The organism is Altererythrobacter chaiwopuensis (assembly GCF_054957735.1).
Window position 1 is genome coordinate 1,615,898 of the sequence record NZ_JBTXJF010000001.1, and the last position, 16,910, is coordinate 1,632,807.

Annotated in this window: 16 protein-coding genes; 10 read left to right on the forward strand and 6 right to left on the reverse strand. The window is 60.8% G+C overall.

All coding sequences use genetic code 11. The features are described from left to right. Positions 1–131 precede the first annotated feature (131 nt). From gluQRS to ACX3VQ_RS07905, 4 genes are all read left to right on the forward strand, one after another. Positions 132–962, forward strand: a complete 831-nt coding sequence (gene gluQRS, locus ACX3VQ_RS07890; protein ID WP_462580732.1) for a tRNA glutamyl-Q(34) synthetase GluQRS — start codon at positions 132–134, stop codon at positions 960–962. 9 nt (positions 963–971) lie between these two features. Beyond that, positions 972–1,202 (forward strand): hypothetical protein, encoded by a 231-nt coding sequence (locus tag ACX3VQ_RS07895; RefSeq protein WP_462570575.1) that lies wholly within the window; start codon positions 972–974, stop codon positions 1,200–1,202. A gap of 20 nt (positions 1,203–1,222) precedes the next feature. Then, complete coding sequence (locus tag ACX3VQ_RS07900) at positions 1,223–1,798, forward strand: cob(I)yrinic acid a,c-diamide adenosyltransferase (protein ID WP_462580322.1); 576 nt, start codon at positions 1,223–1,225, stop codon at positions 1,796–1,798. 61 nt (positions 1,799–1,859) lie between these two features. Then, positions 1,860–2,729: a 3-hydroxyacyl-CoA dehydrogenase NAD-binding domain-containing protein gene (locus tag ACX3VQ_RS07905; RefSeq protein ID WP_462580323.1), complete on the forward strand. Its 870-nt coding sequence runs from the start codon at positions 1,860–1,862 to the stop codon at positions 2,727–2,729. Between the two features lie 11 nt (positions 2,730–2,740). Here the strand turns inward: ACX3VQ_RS07905 and ACX3VQ_RS07910 are convergent, their stop codons facing one another. The 3 genes from ACX3VQ_RS07910 to mutS form a co-directional block, all read right to left on the reverse strand. Further along, a complete protein-coding gene (locus ACX3VQ_RS07910) occupies positions 2,741–3,073 on the reverse strand; it encodes a YidH family protein (RefSeq protein WP_462570571.1) in 333 nt (110 codons plus the stop codon). Between the two features lie 25 nt (positions 3,074–3,098). Then, complete coding sequence (locus ACX3VQ_RS07915; RefSeq protein ID WP_462570570.1) at positions 3,099–3,425, reverse strand: hypothetical protein; 327 nt, start codon at positions 3,423–3,425, stop codon at positions 3,099–3,101. Between the two features lie 77 nt (positions 3,426–3,502). Further along, positions 3,503–6,178: a DNA mismatch repair protein MutS gene (mutS, locus tag ACX3VQ_RS07920; protein WP_462580324.1), complete on the reverse strand. Its 2,676-nt coding sequence runs from the start codon at positions 6,176–6,178 to the stop codon at positions 3,503–3,505. Positions 6,179–6,287: 109 nt separating this feature from the next. Here mutS and ACX3VQ_RS07925 point away from each other — a divergent pair, with 109 nt between their 5' ends. Both ACX3VQ_RS07925 and ACX3VQ_RS07930 read left to right on the forward strand, forming a co-directional pair. Then, entirely contained in the window at positions 6,288–8,549 is a 2,262-nt protein-coding gene (locus ACX3VQ_RS07925; protein ID WP_462580325.1) for an NADP-dependent malic enzyme, read from the forward strand. 6 nt (positions 8,550–8,555) lie between these two features. Next, on the forward strand, positions 8,556–9,083 hold the full coding sequence (locus tag ACX3VQ_RS07930) for a glycine cleavage system transcriptional repressor (RefSeq protein WP_462580327.1): 528 nt from the start codon (positions 8,556–8,558) through the stop codon (positions 9,081–9,083). 10 nt (positions 9,084–9,093) lie between these two features. Here ACX3VQ_RS07930 and ACX3VQ_RS07935 read toward each other — a convergent pair whose 3' ends face one another. Then, a complete protein-coding gene (locus ACX3VQ_RS07935) occupies positions 9,094–11,229 on the reverse strand; it encodes a TonB-dependent receptor (RefSeq protein WP_462580328.1) in 2,136 nt (711 codons plus the stop codon). Between the two features lie 138 nt (positions 11,230–11,367). Here ACX3VQ_RS07935 and ACX3VQ_RS07940 point away from each other — a divergent pair, with 138 nt between their 5' ends. Together ACX3VQ_RS07940 and ACX3VQ_RS07945 are read left to right on the forward strand one after the other, a co-directional pair. Beyond that, on the forward strand, positions 11,368–11,850 hold the full coding sequence (locus ACX3VQ_RS07940; protein WP_462580330.1) for a MarR family winged helix-turn-helix transcriptional regulator: 483 nt from the start codon (positions 11,368–11,370) through the stop codon (positions 11,848–11,850). A 48-nt stretch (positions 11,851–11,898) separates the two neighbouring features. Then, on the forward strand, positions 11,899–12,504 hold the full coding sequence (locus tag ACX3VQ_RS07945) for a carboxymuconolactone decarboxylase family protein (RefSeq protein WP_462580331.1): 606 nt from the start codon (positions 11,899–11,901) through the stop codon (positions 12,502–12,504). 43 nt (positions 12,505–12,547) lie between these two features. Here the strand turns inward: ACX3VQ_RS07945 and trmB are convergent, their stop codons facing one another. Beyond that, positions 12,548–13,249: a tRNA (guanine(46)-N(7))-methyltransferase TrmB gene (trmB, locus tag ACX3VQ_RS07950; protein ID WP_462580332.1), complete on the reverse strand. Its 702-nt coding sequence runs from the start codon at positions 13,247–13,249 to the stop codon at positions 12,548–12,550. Between the two features lie 80 nt (positions 13,250–13,329). After that, positions 13,330–14,025 (reverse strand): response regulator transcription factor, encoded by a 696-nt coding sequence (gene ctrA / locus ACX3VQ_RS07955; RefSeq protein ID WP_462570560.1) that lies wholly within the window; start codon positions 14,023–14,025, stop codon positions 13,330–13,332. Between the two features lie 749 nt (positions 14,026–14,774). On the opposite strand from ctrA, the gene ACX3VQ_RS07960 reads away from it, so the two are divergent. Beyond that, positions 14,775–15,362 (forward strand): TetR/AcrR family transcriptional regulator, encoded by a 588-nt coding sequence (locus tag ACX3VQ_RS07960; RefSeq protein ID WP_462580333.1) that lies wholly within the window; start codon positions 14,775–14,777, stop codon positions 15,360–15,362. 84 nt (positions 15,363–15,446) lie between these two features. Next, the gene (locus ACX3VQ_RS07965) at positions 15,447–16,886 is read left to right on the forward strand and encodes a hypothetical protein (protein WP_462580334.1); all 1,440 of its coding nucleotides are present in this window, start codon (positions 15,447–15,449) and stop codon (positions 16,884–16,886) included. The last annotated feature ends 24 nt before the right edge of the window (positions 16,887–16,910 follow it).

Genomic DNA, 16,910 nt, shown 5'->3' on the forward strand with positions numbered 1-16,910 from the left:
CACGGTCATGTGTCCTCCCTGATTGATCTCACAGAATCACTTGCCGATGAAAGCGTCAACCCCGTGACAAAATGTGTTTCCACAAGCATGGTTTGACCCATGCGGCAGTTTACCGGAAATTCGAGTCAAGCATGATCGTCACCAGATTCGCGCCCAGCCCCAACGGCATGCTGCATCTAGGGCATGCTTATAGCGCAATTATCGCGCATGATCTGGCGAAGAATGCCGGTGGGCGTTTCCTGCTGCGGATCGAGGATATCGACGGCGCGCGCAGCCGGCCCGAACTGGCAGAGGAATTTCGGCGCGACCTTGCATGGCTGGGACTTGAGTGGGAGGAAGTGCCCGCGCAATCGGGCAGGCTGGAAAGCTATCAGGCGGCAGCGCAGCGCCTGCTCGATATGGGCCTGCTCTATCGCTGCACCTGCACCCGCCAGCAGGTTGCGGCGACCAGCCCGCGCATCGGGCCTGACGGTCCGGTCTATCCCGGCACCTGCAAACGAAGTCCGCCCGATACGTCGCGGCCAGCTGCCCTGCGGCTCGATATGGACAAGGCGCTGGCGCTGGCGGGGCCGCTTGAATGGGACGACGAGCTTGCGGGCCTGCAGAAGGCCGATCCGGGCCAGTTCGGCGATGTGGTGTTGGTGCGCAAGGATGAGCCCGCCAGCTATCATCTCGCGGTCACGCTCGACGATGCGGCGGACGGAGTAACGCTGGTGACGCGCGGGGCAGACCTGTTCGATGCGACGCATATCCACCGCTTGCTGCAGGCGCTGCTCGATCTGCCCGTGCCGCGCTGGCACCACCACGCATTGCTACTCGACGAGAGCGGGAAAAAGCTGGCAAAACGCAGGGGCAGCACTTCGCTTGGAGATCGGCGCAAGGCGGGTGAAGACGGGGTGTTGCTTGCAGCGCAACTGCGGTTGCAGTGTTTTCCTGCTGGTATCTCGCTCTCGAAGGCCTAAATGGAGCGCATGACAGTTCTTCTTATCATTGCGCTCGTAGTCCTGATGGGACTGGTGGTGTTCTCGCTGGTCCGCGGGATCGTGGCTTTCCTGCAGACGACCAAGATCGATCTTGAATCGGGTGAAGGCGAAACCGTCAAGGAAATGCAGCTGATGCAGAACCGGGCAATGTTCGCCCGCATCAAGTATCAGGCGCTGGCTGTGGCGGTGGTCGCGATCATCCTTGCCATCGGCCAGTAGGCGCGATTTGCGCGCGGTCCGTGGTCAAGCTCAACAAGATCTACACCCGCACCGGTGATGACGGCTCGACCGGGCTGGTAGATGGTTCGCGCGTGGCCAAGGCGTCACTCAGGATCGCGGCGATCGGCAAGGTCGATGAGGCCAATAGCGTGATCGGGCTTGCGGCCGCCGCGCTGGGCAAGGGCGCACATGCCGATGCGCTGCTGCGCATCCAGAACGATCTGTTCGATCTCGGTGCCGATCTTGCCACACCTGCGGCGGATGGTGATTTCGCGCCCTCGGAAATGATCCTGCGCGTGGTTCCGGGCCAGGCCCTATGGCTCGAACGGGCGATCGACGGGCTCAATGAAAATCTTCAGCCTTTGACGAGCTTCGTGCTCCCCGGTGGCAGCGAAGCGGCGGCGCGCACCCATGTGGCGCGCGCTTCGACCCGCGCGGCAGAGCGCGCCGTGGTGGCGCTGGCCGCGGCAGAACCGGTCAATCCGGCAGCGCTCGCCTATATCAACCGGCTATCAGACTATCTCTTCGTGCTGGCGCGCGTGTGCAATGGCAACGGCGCAGATGACGTAAAATGGGTGCCGGGCGCTAACCGCTAGCCAAGCTGGCCATCCCTCGCTAACAGGCGCCCTTTGCTGCAGTTGCGAAGGGATCGACGATATGCGGACAGTGGCGGTGATTGGTGCCGGGCAGATGGGGACGGGCATTGCCCAGACAATTGCCCAGCATGGCATGCAGGTGCTGCTGGCCGATGTGGATCTCGCCCGTGCAGAGGCCGGCAAGGCCAATATCGACAAGGCGCTGGGCAAGCTGGTCGGGCGCGGCAAGATGGAAATCGCCGATGCCGAGGCGCTGCTGGGCCGGATAACCGCAGTAAGCGATTACCAGCCGATGGCCGATGCCGATCTGATCATCGAGGCAGCGACCGAGCGTGAAGAGATCAAGCAGGCAATCTTCGAGGCGGCAGGCAAGGTGCTGCGCGGCGATGCCGTGATGGCATCGAACACCAGTTCGATCCCGATCACGCGAATGGCGAATTATTCTCCCGATCCGGGGCGCTTCATCGGCCTGCACTTCTTCAACCCGGTTCCGGTGATGGGCCTTATCGAAGTGATCCCCGGCCTTGCCACCGCGCAGGCTACGACCGATGCGATCACCGCCTTCGCCGAAGGGCTGGGCAAGCAGGTGGTGCTGAGCCAGGACGAACCGGGCTTCGTCGTCAACCGTATCCTCCTGCCCATGATCAACGAGGCGATCTTCGTGCTTGGCCAGTCGACCGCGAATATCGAGGATATCGACAAGGGTTGCCGCCTGGGCCTCAACCACCCCATGGGGCCGCTCGAGCTGGCCGATTTTGTCGGGCTCGACACCTGCTTCGAAATCATCAAGGTGCTCTATGCCACCACCGGCGACAGCAAGTATCGCCCAGCGCCGCTGCTGGTGAAATATGTCGAAGCGGGTTGGCTAGGCCGCAAGACCGGGCGGGGTTTCTATGACTATACGGGCGAGACACCGGTTCCGACCCGCTGAGGATTGCGCGATCAGCCGTTGCGCAGGAGCCACAACGCGACCGCCAGCAAAAATGCCCCGGCAGTCACGCTCCAGCCCATCCAGCTGAGGCTGGGAATCTCGGGCGGATCAGCCTGATGCGAAGTGAGCCGGCCCAGCGTCCTTCGCGCGCGCCGTTCCGCGGTGAAGGCAATGATTGCGCCAAGCAGGATGAAGCCGGTCGCGATCGCGCGCGCAAGCCAGGGCGGTTCGAGCTCGCCGAACATCACATGGAAGGCAAGGCCGATGCCGATCGCGGCAAAGGCGGTGCGCATCCAGCCGGCAAAGGTCCGCTCGGCCGCCATGACCGTGCGATCTTCCGCCATATCGGTACGCTCTTTGTCGAAGTAGTTAGAACTGCTCTCCTGATCCGTCACCGTCTTCAACCCTTACAACCTGTGCGTCACTCGCGCCGAGATTGGTCTCTGGCTCGTAGGGTATTACGTCTTCGGGCGTCGGATCGAAACCCTCAGTGGTGTCGATCAGCTCCTCATCGGCCGCAAAGGCCGACATGTCGCTCCCTTCCCAGCCGGAATCCCGGCGTTGGCGTTCAATCTTCTCGAGTTCGCGCTGTGTAGCAAGCCTTGCATCGGTCTGATCAACGCCCGAAGTCGCCAGCGTAAGGGCGCCTTTATCATCCTTGGTTCCCACCAGCATCACCACGGTGAACACCGTCATGCCAGCGAACAACAACGCCTTTTTGGGACTTGCGAATAACCCCTTTGCCATGGTGCGCGAGTGTAGTCGCCCCTCCGTTAACTTTCCGTAGCCCTGGCTTCGGCGGTAAGTTCATACAGCAATTCAAGCGCTTCGCGCGGGGACAGCGCATCGAGATCGATCGTCCGCAAGCGTTCGGCAAGCGAGTCAGCCTGCTCCTCCGCTTCTTCCTTAACCGATGCGAACAGCGGCAAATCGCCCAGCCCTGCGGCCAGCCCGCCTGACTCGGCGCGATTCTTCTCCAGCTTGTCGAGCACTTGCTTGGCGCGCGCCACCACCTGCCCCGGCACTCCTGCCAGCCGCGCCACCGCCAGGCCATAGCTGCGATCTGCCGGCCCCTCGGAAAGTTCGTGCAGCAGCACCAGTTCGCCCTTGTATTCGCGCGCGCGGACATGGTGGAGCGACAGCGCCTCGCAGCTTTCCGCCAGACGGGCGAGTTCGTGGTAATGGGTGGCGAACAGGCAGCGGCACTCGATCTGCGAATGCACCGCCTCGACCACGGCCCAAGCCAGCGCCAGCCCGTCATAGGTGGAAGTGCCGCGGCCAACCTCGTCGAGAATCACGAAGCTGCGCGGGCTCGCCTGGCTCAGGATGGCGGCGGTCTCGACCATTTCGACCATGAAGGTGGAGCGCCCGCGCGCGAGGTTGTCGGACGCGCCGACCCGGCTGAACAGCCGGTCGACCAATCCGATCCGCGCGCTTTCGGCAGGCACGAAGCCGCCCGCCTGCGCGAGCAATACGATCAGCGCGTTCTGCCTGAGGAAGGTCGATTTGCCGCCCATGTTCGGTCCGCCGATCAGCCACAGGCGTGATGCGGGCCGGTGCCGCTCGCCTTTGGCGACATTCAGATAACAATCATTGGCGACGAAGCGCTCGCCCGATTTCGCCAGCGCGGCCTCGACCACCGGATGCCGGCCGCCAGTGATCTCCAGCACGGGGTCATCGTCGATCTCGGGGCGGCACCAGCCGCCCTCGGCAGCGCGTTCGGCCTGGCCGGCGCTGACATCGATCCGCGCCAGCGCAGCTGCGGTGGCCGCGATGCGCGGTGCGGCAGCGCAGATTTCCCCAACCAGTTCCTCGAAATGCGCCTCTTCGGCAGCCAGCGCGTGCCCACCCGCTTCGGCGATGCGGCTCGCCTCTTCATGCAGCGCCACCGAGTTGAAGCGCACTGCGCCTGCCATGGTCTGGCGGTGGGTGAAGCCGCTGTCCGGTGCCATCAGCGCATCGGCATGCTTGCTCGGCACCTCGATGAAATAGCCGAGCACGCCATTATGCCTGATCTTGAGCGAGGCGATGCCGGTCTGGTCGCGGTAGCGCGCCTCCATCGCGGCGATGGCGCGGCGCGCGTTGCCCGAAATGGCGCGCAGTTCGTCAAGCGCGGCATCATAACCCTCGGCGATGAAGCCGCCATTCGAACGCTCGGTGGGGGGCGAGGGTACCAGCGCGCGTTCGAGCAGATCGGTCAGTGCGCCGTGCCCGCCCAGCCGGGGCAGCAAGTCAGCCAGCAATGCGGGCGTATCGGGCCGGGCGGCAAGAAATTGCTGGACGCGCCGCGCGTCGACCAAACCGTCGCGGATCTGGCCCAGATCGCGCGGACTGCCACGCGCGGCGACGATCCGCCCCAGGGCGCGGCCCAGATCGGGCAGATTGCGCATCGCTTCGCGCAGCTCGGCGCGGCTAAGCGGATCGTCATGCAGCCAATGCACCAGCACCAGCCGGCGCTCGATCGCAGCACGATCCAGCAGCGGTGCGGAAAGATCCTCTGCCAGCAGGCGCGCGCCCGCTCCGGTAACGCAGCGGTCGATCGCCGCGATCAGGCTGCCTTCGCGGGTGCCCGATTGGCTGGCGAGTATCTCAAGGCTGGTGCGCGTCGCCTCATCCATCGCCATGACCGCGCCCGCCTCGCGCACACGCGGCGGCAATAGCAGCGGCAGCGAACCGCGACCGACATGTTCGAGATAGGCGATGAGGCCGCCCGCCGCGGCCAGCATGGCGCGCGAAAAGGTGCCGAACCCGTCAAGCGTTGCCACACGATGTATGCGCTGAAGGATCTGTTCGCCGCCATCGCTGGCGAATTCGGAGCGGGCCCGCCCGGTCGCACCCTGTGGCCCGTAGTCCCAGCCTTCGGGCACCACGCATTCGCTGAAATCCAGCCGCGAAAGCGCTGCGTCGAGGGCACCGGGCGCGCATTCCTCCAGCACCATCTCGCCGGTCGAGATGTCGCAGCTGGCAATCCCGATAGTGCCGCGAACTTCGGCCAGCGCGACCAGCAGATTGGCGCGCCGCGGTTCGAGCAGTGCCTCTTCCGTCAGCGTGCCGGCGGTCACGAAGCGCACGATATCGCGCTTGACCAACGCCTTGGAGGAAGGGGTGCCTTCGCGCTTGGCGCGCTGCTTCGCCTGTTCGGGTGTTTCGACCTGTTCGGCGATCGCCACGCGGCACCCGGCCCTGATCAGGCGGGCGAGGTATCCCTCTGCTGCATGCACCGGCACGCCGCACATCGGAATCGGTTCGCCGCCATGCTCGCCGCGGCTGGTGAGCGCGATGTCAAGCACTGCGGCGGCTTCGCGCGCATCGTCGAAGAACAATTCGAAGAAATCGCCCATCCGGTAGAACAGCAGCGATCCGCCCGCCTCTTGCTTGAGCGCAAGGTATTGTTCCATCATCGGGGTGACCTTGCCCGGCGGGTTGTTGGCGGATTGGGTGGCGGCCATTGCCCCGGACTAACGCCGACTTGACCGATTCGATACGGCTTTGGGCAAGCTTTCCCCTATCGCTCTTGCAGAGGCTCGTTTAGGGGAAGCGGCAGACAGGAGGAACGCCTTGGCCGACGAGAGCAAAACCACATTCACGACGCGCGAAGCGCTGTTCTATCACGAGACGATCCGCCCCGGTAAGATCGAGATCATCGCCTCCAAGCCGATGGCGACGCAGCGCGACCTCAGCCTGGCCTATTCGCCCGGCGTTGCCGCACCGGTCGAAGCGATCGCCGCCGATCCCTCGATGGCCGCCAGATACACGGCCCGTTCGAACCTCGTGGCAGTAATCACCAACGGCACGGCTATCCTGGGCATGGGTAATCTCGGTGCGCTCGCTGCCAAGCCGGTGATGGAAGGCAAGGCGGTGCTGTTCAAGCGTTTCGCCGATGTGGATTCGATCGATATCGAACTCGACACGGAGGATCCGGACAAGTTCATCGAGGCGGTCGCGCTGATGGAGCCGACTTTCGGCGGGATCAATCTGGAAGATATTGCCGCACCCGAATGCTTCATCATCGAACAGGCATTGCGCGAGCGGATGAAGATCCCCGTGATGCATGATGACCAGCATGGCACCGCGATCATTGCAACCGCCGGCCTGATCAATGCCGCGCTGCTGACCGGGCGCGATCTGAAGGACTGCCGCATGGTGGTGAACGGGGCAGGCGCCTCGGCGCTGGCCTGCACCGCGCTCATCAAGTCGGTCGGCGTCCCGCATGAAAACGTGATCGTGTGCGACCGGCAAGGCCCGATCTATCCGGGCCGCGAGGGTGTCGATCAATGGAAGAGCGCGCATGCCGTGCCGACCGAGGCGCGCAGCCTCGAGGAAGCGCTGGATGGCGCGGATATCTTCCTTGGCCTCAGCGCGGCCAGCGCGCTCAAGCCCGAATGGATCAAGAAGATGGCGGACAAGCCGATCATTTTCGCCATGGCCAATCCCACGCCCGAGATCATGCCCGATGAAGCCAAGGCCGTGCGGCCCGATGCGATCATCGCCACCGGGCGCAGCGATTTCCCTAACCAGGTCAACAATGTGCTTGGCTTCCCCTTCATCTTTCGTGGTGCGCTTGATGTGCAGGCAACCACAATCAACGAGGAAATGAAGGTTGCAGCGGCGCACGCGATTGCCGATCTGGCGCGCCAGCGTGTGCCAGACGAAGTGGCCGCCGCCTATGGTATCAACCAGAAGTTCGGCACGGATTACATTATCCCCGCGCCGTTCGATCCGCGGCTGATCGAGGTGGTTTCCTCGGCCGTGGCCAAGGCGGCGATGGATTCTGGCGTCGCGCTGGCTCCGATCGAGGATTTCGATGCCTATCGCCTGTCGTTGAAGGCGCGGCTCAATCCTACCACCGCCGCGCTGACCAGCGTGTACGAGGTGTGCAAGGCCAATCCCAAGCGGATGGTGTTCGCCGAAGCCGAGGAAGACGTCGTGCTGCGTGCAGCAATCCAGTATCGCGACTTTGGCTATGGCACGCCGATTCTGGTCGGGCGGACAAAGCAGGTGGTTGACCGGCTGCATATTCTCGGCGTGTCGGATCCCGGCAGCTTCGAGATCCAGAACTCGGCGGATTCGTCATATGTGCCGGAGATGGTCGACTATCTCTACAAGCGGCTTCAGCGCAAGGGCTATACCGAGCGCGACGTGCGCCGCATGGTCAACCAGGAACGCAACGTCTTCTCTGCCTTGCTGGTGGCGCTGGGCCATGGCGATGCGATGATTACCGGCCTGACCCGTACATTCTCGCAGACCGCGCGCGAGGTGAACCGGGTGCTCGATCCCAAGCCGGGTTCGGTGCCGTTCGGTATTCACATGATGGTGGGCAAGAACCACACCACCTTCCTTGCGGACACCACCATCAACGAGCGGCCGACCGCCGAGATGCTGGCACAGATCGCGCGCGAGACGGCGGCGGTGGCCCGGCGCATGGGGCACGAACCGCGGGTGGCCTTCCTCAGCTATTCGACCTTTGGCAATCCCTCGGGCCAATGGCTGGGCAATATCCGCGATGCGGTGGCGATCCTCGACGCTGAGGAGCCGGGCTTCGAATATGAGGGCGAAATGGCGCCAGATGCCGCGCTCAACCCCAAGGTGATGCAGCTCTATCCCTTCAGCCGCCTGTCTGGCCCGGCGAATGTGCTGGTCATGCCGGGGCTGCAATCGGCCAATCTATCGGCCAAGCTGCTGCGCGAGCTGGCGGGCAATGCCACCATCGGCCCGATGCTGATCGGGATGGAAAAACCGGTCCAGATCGCGCCGATGACCGCGATCGCGCCTGAAGTGCTGACGCTGGCCGTGCTGGCGGCGGCTGGCGTGGTGGGCTGAAGCAGGATGAGCGAGACGGCGCGTATCGTCCTCTCGGTTACCGGCAGCGATCGCCCTGGCCTGACCTCTGCCTTGTCCGAAGCGGTGCTCGCGGCTGGCGGCAACTGGAAGGAAGGGCATCTGAGCCGGCTGGGCGGGCTCTATGTCGGCTCGGTACTGGTCGAACTGCCGGCTGAAAATGTCGCCGTGCTGGAACGACAGGTCCAGGCAATCGATGCTGATGGCCTCAGCGTGGTGATCAATCCGGCGGGCGAGGAGCCTGCGCCGCCGCAGGCTTCATTGCTGTTCGAGCTGATCGGCCAGGATCGGCCCGGCATCATCCGCCAGGTCACCGCGGTGCTGGCCGGGCTGGGCGCCAATATAGAGAGCCTGTCGAGCGGCGAGGAAACCGGCGCCTGGGGCGGCGAGCACCTGTTCCGCGCTCAGGTGCGCGTGACCTTGCCCAAGGGCGTCTCGCCCGAGGAAGTCCAGACCTCGCTGGAGGATATTTCCAGCGAGATCATGGTCGATTTCACCTTCGCCGCCGCGGGCTGAGTATCACACCCTAGAACTTGGCGCCGATCCGCATGCCATATGTGCGCGGAGCAAGGAACACACCCTTGAAGCTGGGGCCCACGCCAATGATGAGCGTCCCGGCGGAGACCGATGACACGACATTGTGGTTCTCGATATTCTCGACATAGGCCTCAGCGAACCAGCGTGAATTTGCCTGTTCGTAGCGCAACCGGGCATCGCTGCGCGTGTAGCTGCCACGGCGGTCGTGCGGCTGGTTCTGGATGCGCAGGAATGCCGAGCTTTCATAATGCACCTGGACACGCGGTGTCAGCGTTCCGCCGCCAAGATCGAATTCATGGGGCTCCAGCCCGATGGTTCCGGAAAGGCGGGGTGCGTTGACCAGCCGATTGCCGGACAGGTCTTCGATCGCGCCGGTCAGATCGTCAAGCACATTGGGAAAGGAATCGAACTCGGCGTTGAGATAGCCCAAGGCGAAGTCGATCTTCGTGCTCTGTCCGAAACGTGCCTCGCCCTCAGCTTCCAGGCCCCAGATTGTGGCCGAAGTTGCATTGCGGGTGATGTTCTCGATCACATTGTTTGCAGCGGTCTCGACCTGAGCCAGCTGGAGATTCTTGTAATCGTAATAGAAGGCTGCAACGCCCAGCCGCAGCCGGTTGTCAAAAGCATTGGTTTTGGCGCCCACTTCATAAGCGGTGACTGTTTCGGGATTGTAGATCGCCTGGCTCGCCCCGCGGTTGAACCCGCCGGCCTTGTAGCCGGTGCTGACGCTGGCATAGAGCAAGGTGTCATCACTTAGCGTGTAATCGAGTGCTGCCCGCCAGGTGACCTTGTCCCAGTCTGCGCTCTGGTTCTGCACGATGGTTTGCAGCGGCGGTGGCCCGTTCGCATCGAGCCGGCGAATGATTTGCGCGCTGTCAGGTTTGTCCTTGTCGTCACGCGTATAGCGGGCTCCCAGCGTCAGATCGAGCTGATCCGACAATGCCAAATTGGCCTGCCCGAACGCCGCCCAGGATTCGTTCGATTGGTCGCGGTCGATGAAATCGAAATCAAGCCTGCTGAACGCGCCGATCGCGGTCGGAATCTGGATGTTGAATACGCTGTTGATGGTTTCGTCGAGGATGAAGCCCCCGATCATCCAGTCGAACGCTTCGTCTCCGTTCGACGTCAGCCGCAATTCGTGCGTCTTGGCGCCGGACTTGAACACTTCGCCAAGCGTCGAATCCGAAATGGCGGTGCCGTCAAGGTCGTTGAAGGATTCGCGCTCTTCGCGGCGCCAGGCGAACTGATAGGTGGCAGTTGCCACACCAAGGTCAAAATTCGCCTGGGCGCGGAAGGATTCGGTGTCGTTGTTGCGGAAACCCTGCGTGTCGAGCGGGAATTTCCGGCGATCCGTGACGACCTGATTGGGGCGCGGATTGCCGCTGAACGGCAGCAATCCCTGGACACCGCCGACACCTTCGCGGGTATAGACTTCATAGGTGAAAAGCAGGTCAAGCGCATCGGTCGGCTTGGCCGACAGATGCACGCGAGCGGCAAAATCATCGATGTCGTCGCCCTTCTGCAGTGCTGGCGTATTGTCGCGAAACCCCTCCCTGTCCTCAGAGATGAAGGCTGCGCGAAGGGCCAGACGATCATCGGCGATCGGCAGGTTCACAGCACCCGTGACCAGGAACCGGTCGAAATTGCCATAGAGCATCTCGACATGGCCGCCGAGCTCGCCGGTTGGCTTGGCGCTGACCACGTTCACGGCACCAGACGTGCTGTTGCGGCCGTAAAGCGTGCCTTGCGGGCCGCGCAAAACCTCTACGCGGTCAAGATCGTAGAAGTATGCGTTGGCGCCAGAAAGGCGGGGAACATAGGCACCGTCAATGTGGAATGCTGTGGTCGGATCGGCTTCATTGCGGTTGTCGGTTCCCGAAATGCCGCGGATGGTAATGAAAACGGCATCGCGGCTGGTTTCATTGGCGAAGTTTACGTTGGGAGAGAGCGAAGCGATCGCCGAGGTGTCATAGGCACCCCTTTCGCTCAAGGCTTCCCCGCTGACGGCGGTTACCGCGATCGGAACGCTTGAAAGCGTTTCCTCGCGCTTCTGGGCGGTGACGAGAATCTCGGGGACTGTATTACCGGTTTGCGCGCCCTCGCTTTCCTGTGCCGCCACGGGCATTGCCCAAACGCTAGTGCCAAGTGCGAGCAACACTTTTGTCCGAATTTGCATCATGAACTTCCCCACTGATGATCGATCACTCTAATTTAGTTGCATATACAACTATCATGAGCGGTAACTGCTTGCAACTACAATCAGATGATGGAACGGTGGGGCATGACCGTCGATCTTGAGCTTCATCTGCCCTATCGCCTTGCCAGGCTTTCCCTGCGTATCCGCAACGCGACAACCGATCGATACGTGCGGCACACCGGGATGTCTGCGCGCGAATGGCGCGTTCTGGGCATGCTGGGCATAACTGGCTCATGCACCCCGTCGGAACTTGCGAACCTCACGGGAATGGATCGCGCAACAATCAGCCGGGCAGTGGCGCGGTTGGTCAAACTTGATTGCGTCAGACGCCGACCAAACGAAAAGGATAACCGCAGCCAGACGATCGAGCTGACTCCCGCAGGGGACGCTTACTGCCAGGCGATCGTGCCGCGTATGCAGCACTCGGGCGAAGAATGCCGTTCGCTTTTCTCGGCCGGCGAATTCGCACTACTGATCGAATTCCTGGACCGCATCGATTCCGCCATTGTCGCACAGGAAATCTTTGAGGACGACACTGGCAATAGTTGAATTTGCAATTATAATTGCTACAGTCTCCTGATCGCAGTGTATATTTGAATGGAGATTTTGCGCATGTTGCTTGTCGCGCCGCTTGAAAAAGGATCATCGCCAGAGGTGCAGGAACTTGCTGCCTTCTTCGATGAAACTCTCGGATTTACCCCCAACAGCGTTCTGACAATGCAGCGGCGCCCCAAGATCGCGGAGGCATTCATCAACCTCAACAAGGCAGTGATGGCCAATGAGGGCAGGGTCACCTCGGAGCAGAAGCGCCTTATCGGCATGCTCGCGAGCCTGGCCAGCGGATGCCGTTATTGCCAGGCGCACACTGCGCTTGCGGCCCAGCGCTATGGCGCATCCGCCGAAAGGCTGGAGGCGATCTGGGAATATCAGACCAGCCCCCTGTTCAGCGATGCCGAACGCGCGGCGTTCGATTTTGCTGTCAGCGCAGCCAGCATTCCCAATGCCGTAACGCCGGAAATTGCCCAGAACCTTCGGGCTCACTGGAATGACGAGGAGATCGTCGAAATACTGGGCGTGGTCGCCCTGTTCGGCTTCCTCAACCGCTGGAATGACAGCATGGGCACTTCGCTGGAGGCTGGTGCGGCGTCATTTGCCGGTGAAGTTCTGGCGGATCACGGCTGGGAAAAGGGCAAGCACGGCTGACCATAGCTGCGTGAACGGAACCGCCAAGTTCCGCCCCTCTGCGTCAGCGGCGCCGGTATCTGAAGTACCAGACCTCGTGGCCATAGACGGTGCGGGCCTTGGTTTCATAGCGCGTCTCGGGCCAGCCGGAGGGGCGGTTTTCCCAGCTTGACCGCCCTTCGACCAGCCATTCGAAGCTGCCGGTGTGGCGCTGCATCACCATCAGTGCATGGCGCAGATACACCGGATGATCGGTGCCGAAGCGAAACTCGCCGCCAGGCTTGAGCTTGCGCGCAAACATCTGCACCGGCCCATCGTTCATCATGCGCCGCTTGGCATGCTTCGCCTTGGGCCAGGGATCGGGATGGAGCAGGTAGATCATGGCCAGCGCACCATCGGGCACGCGCGCCAGCACCTCCAGCGCATCGCCCATGTGCAGCCGCACATTGGCGAGCCGCCGTTCCTCGATATGGGTCAGCGCCTGCGCCACGCCGTTGACGAAAGGTTCCGCCCCGATGAACCCGTGATCGGGGAGCAGATCGGCGCGATAGGCCAGGTGTTCGCCGCCGCCGAAGCCGATTTCGAAGTGCAGGGGACGCGAGTCCCCGAACAACCGTTCCGAAGTCACCGGGCCTTCGGCTGGCACCGCGATCTGCGGCAGCAGATTGTCGACCAGGCCTTGCTGGCGCGCGCGCAGCGGCTTGCCCTGGCTGCGGCCGTAGAGCCTGCCAAGGGTTGTAGGATCGCCTTGCTTGAATGCACTCATGACGGTGGGCGGACTAAACAAAAATCGCCCCGTAGCAAGCGCTACGAGGCGATTTCCCGCTGATCTTGCCGGATCGAGCCTTAGGCGGCTTCGGCCTGTTCGTCCGGGTCACGCAGCACATAGCCGCGGCCCCACACGGTCTCGATGTAATTGTCACCGCCGCAGGCATGGCTCAATTTCTTGCGCAGCTTGCAGATGAACACGTCGATGATCTTGAGTTCGGGCTCGTCCATCCCGCCATAAAGGTGGTTGAGGAACATTTCCTTGGTCAGCGTGGTGCCCTTGCGCAGCGAAAGCAGCTCCAGCATGGCATATTCCTTGCCGGTCAGGTGCACCCGCGCGCCATCGACTTCCACAGTCTTGGCATCGAGGTTCACCGCCAGCTTGCCGGTGCGGATGACCGACTGGCTGTGGCCCTTCGAACGGCGCACCACGGCGTGGATGCGGGCGACCAGCTCCTCGCGGTGGAACGGCTTGGTCACGTAATCGTCAGCGCCAAAGCCGAAGCTGCGGATCTTGCTGTCCATTTCGGAAATGCCCGAAAGGATCAGCACCGGCGTCTGCACCTTGGCCACGCGCAGCTTCTTGAGCACGTCATAGCCATGCATATCGGGCAGGTTCAGATCGAGCAGGATGATGTCGTAATCATACAGTTTGCCCAGATCCAGGCCTTCTTCGCCCAGGTCGGTCGAATAGACATTGAAGCCTTCGGTCGTGAGCATCAGCTCGATCGCCTTGGCGGTTGTCGGTTCGTCCTCAATCAACAGCACGCGCATGGGTGGTTCCCCCCTTTGCCCTAGAGCCTGGCCAGTAACCTCCCGTCAGGAAGGGTTGCCTTGAATTAACCACACAAGGTCTGAACGGAAAAGGTTAATTTAGCGTAAACCGCTGGAAAGCCGCGGGTCGTGGGCAATTGTGAGTCTTTTGAGTCACACTTATCCACAGGGCATGGTGAACGCGCGGCCCTGCCATGGTGCCACTCGGTTCGCCGCACGCAGGGCACGGTTGGAACGCATGGAACACACTTATAGAAAAGAAATTCCGCCGCCGTCGCGGTGCGTGCGCATGATGGCGCGGACAGGGGCCGTAGCGGCGCGCGATCGGGCAAGGATGGGCGGTGATGATGGGGCATAGCGATGGTCATGGCGCAGGGATAGCAATGCACGCCCGCGTAGGAAAACAGGGCGGAAGCGCAAGTGTACTTCCCCGGCACGGGGAGGGGGACCATCCAAGGCTTTGGCCGCAGGGTGGTGGAGGGGCAACCTGCGACCCGCCCCTCCTGCCGTCACCTGCGACCCGTGCCGGGGCAAGCCATTGTTTCGCACCGGGAGACAGAGCCTGACCCTTTTCTCCCTAAAGGGGAGGGGGTCGAGGCGTGGGTGCGCCTGCCAAACTGAATTGACTATACTGCCCCCGGAATTCGTCTCCGGAGTTCTTTAGGTAGGTTTGATATGCGAACGACCCGAGGGCTCTTATGTTGTCGCTGTCAATTTACAAGCAAAGTTGGCGGTGTCAATATCGGATAATGAACCAGGATAAGAAAAGCGGATACCACCACGGATCACTCAAAGAGTCGCTGATATTGCAGGCATTTAACCTGCTGGATGAAGCTGGGCCTGATGCCGTGACCATCCGAGCTGTAGCGCGCCGAGCGCAGGTTTCTCATGCGGCGCCCGCGAATCATTTCCATGATCGCACAGCTTTGCTCACAGAGCTGGCTACTCGCCTGTTTCAGATGCTCGACGCTGATGTCCGCAGGAAGCTATCGGAGGCTGAATCTGCGGATCGCGCGCGAGCCTATATGGAAGCGCTTCTGGAATTTGGCCTGCGCCATCCCAATCGCTATCTGCTGATGTGGCGCCAAGATCTTGTCGATTGGGACGATGACGCACTTAGCGCCTGCATGGATGCGCTTTACGATTCATTTGTGAATGAGCTGGCAAATCTACCCCGCCAAAGTGGGCGCGATCCACATACTCTGGCGATTTCGCTATGGTCCATGATCCATGGCTATGTGACACTCAGGCTGAACGGGGTATTCAAAGACCGAAGCGACGAAGTCTCAGGAGCAAACCGTGCTGCGGCAATGCTGGACCTAATGTTAGCGCAATAAAGTACCTGGGCCGGCGAACTCCCTGTCTGCGAAATTGCGATCTCATCACATCGCCAAATGCGCCATACTAATGCTCTGACTTTAATGAATCTTTATCATATGATACCAATCTATTTTGTATCCGGGTTGAATTTTGGGGGCAAAATGAATACGGTCTTGGCAAATTTTCTAAAAGCTAAAGTCGCCATTTCGGCAGCTGCCTCGCTGTCTGCAAGCGCAGTATGCGCAGCAGACTTCTACAATCAAACCTTAGATGATGGCTCGGAGGCAATCATCATAAATGGCGACATTGTAGCAGGCGACGAAGAACGATTTAGAGAATTATCGGTCAAATATCCCGAAGCTGTGGTCGCACTCTCAAGCTTTGGCGGTGCGCTGGTTCCAGCGCTTGAAATCGGTCGTATGATACGATTGAGGGGCTATACGACAGTCGTTCTTGATGGGGAAGTCTGTGTCTCTTCTTGCGCCCTGATCTGGGTCGCCGGCGAGCGGCGCATTCTTTCCGAAGATGCCTTGGTCGGATTCCACGCGTCCTATATCGACACAAGCGGGACAAAAGTGGAAAGTGGTGTCGCAAATGCTTTAGTTGGCCACTTTCTTTCGCAACTGAATCTTTCGCAAGGAGCGGTCATTTTTGCCACCTCCGCTGCACCCGATGAGGTCGCTTGGCTGACATCGCTTGACTGGCAGAAATCACCGATTTCCTTCGAAGTTTACGAGTCCTCAGATACTGCGCAGGCCCAAATCGCGGCTCCGCCCCCGATTAAAACCAGACACATCTTGCACGCGGCAGATGCATCTTCGACTTACGATTGGTTTAAATCACAAATAACAAAGCCAAGCTTTGCAGTAGACGGAGCAAGAGGAATAGGGGCAAACGGAGCTCTTTTGTTTCCATTGACTGAGCATTTGAAGCTGCTTTATGCAGAAGATTCCTTAGTTAGGCGTATTACTGAAGAACTAGACGCTGCACGTATCAACCCAAGAACCAATCCTGAGGCTGCAGGAACTGTTATATTCAGATTGTCGACTGGCTCGATATTCAAAGGTTTAACTCGTCTCCCGCAAGCAGACGTCAACCGCTTCTTTCAGGTCCTGGCTGCTGCTGTGCAAGTTGGCGACGATAATTGCCAAGGTTATTTGGGAATGACCGGCGAGGCAAACATAGCAGAGTTCGAAAAGGTCTATGCTCTCGGTCCGAATGTTCTCGACCAGCACCTTGCATTGATAAGAAAGGCAATAATTGCTGAGATTGAAGGCGTACCTAAACCAATAAGTTTGCGGCAAGACCAGATCGCAATTGCCGAAAATGCGTGGGCCGAACTCCTTGCCGAAAAATTGACGAGCAGGAGCGACGAAGGAATTCTTCGGTTCTTGGAAGTACTAGAAAATTTGGAAGCAGCCCCCCCAACTGAAGCCTGCGATGCTTTGAGGACGCTTTATCCGGCAATAAGTGGCATGGAGGGATTAGCAGGGGATTGGTTTAGAAGGGTCTATATTTCGTATATCAACGATGCCTTGTAATTCTCAGCGCATAATTCCGGTAAT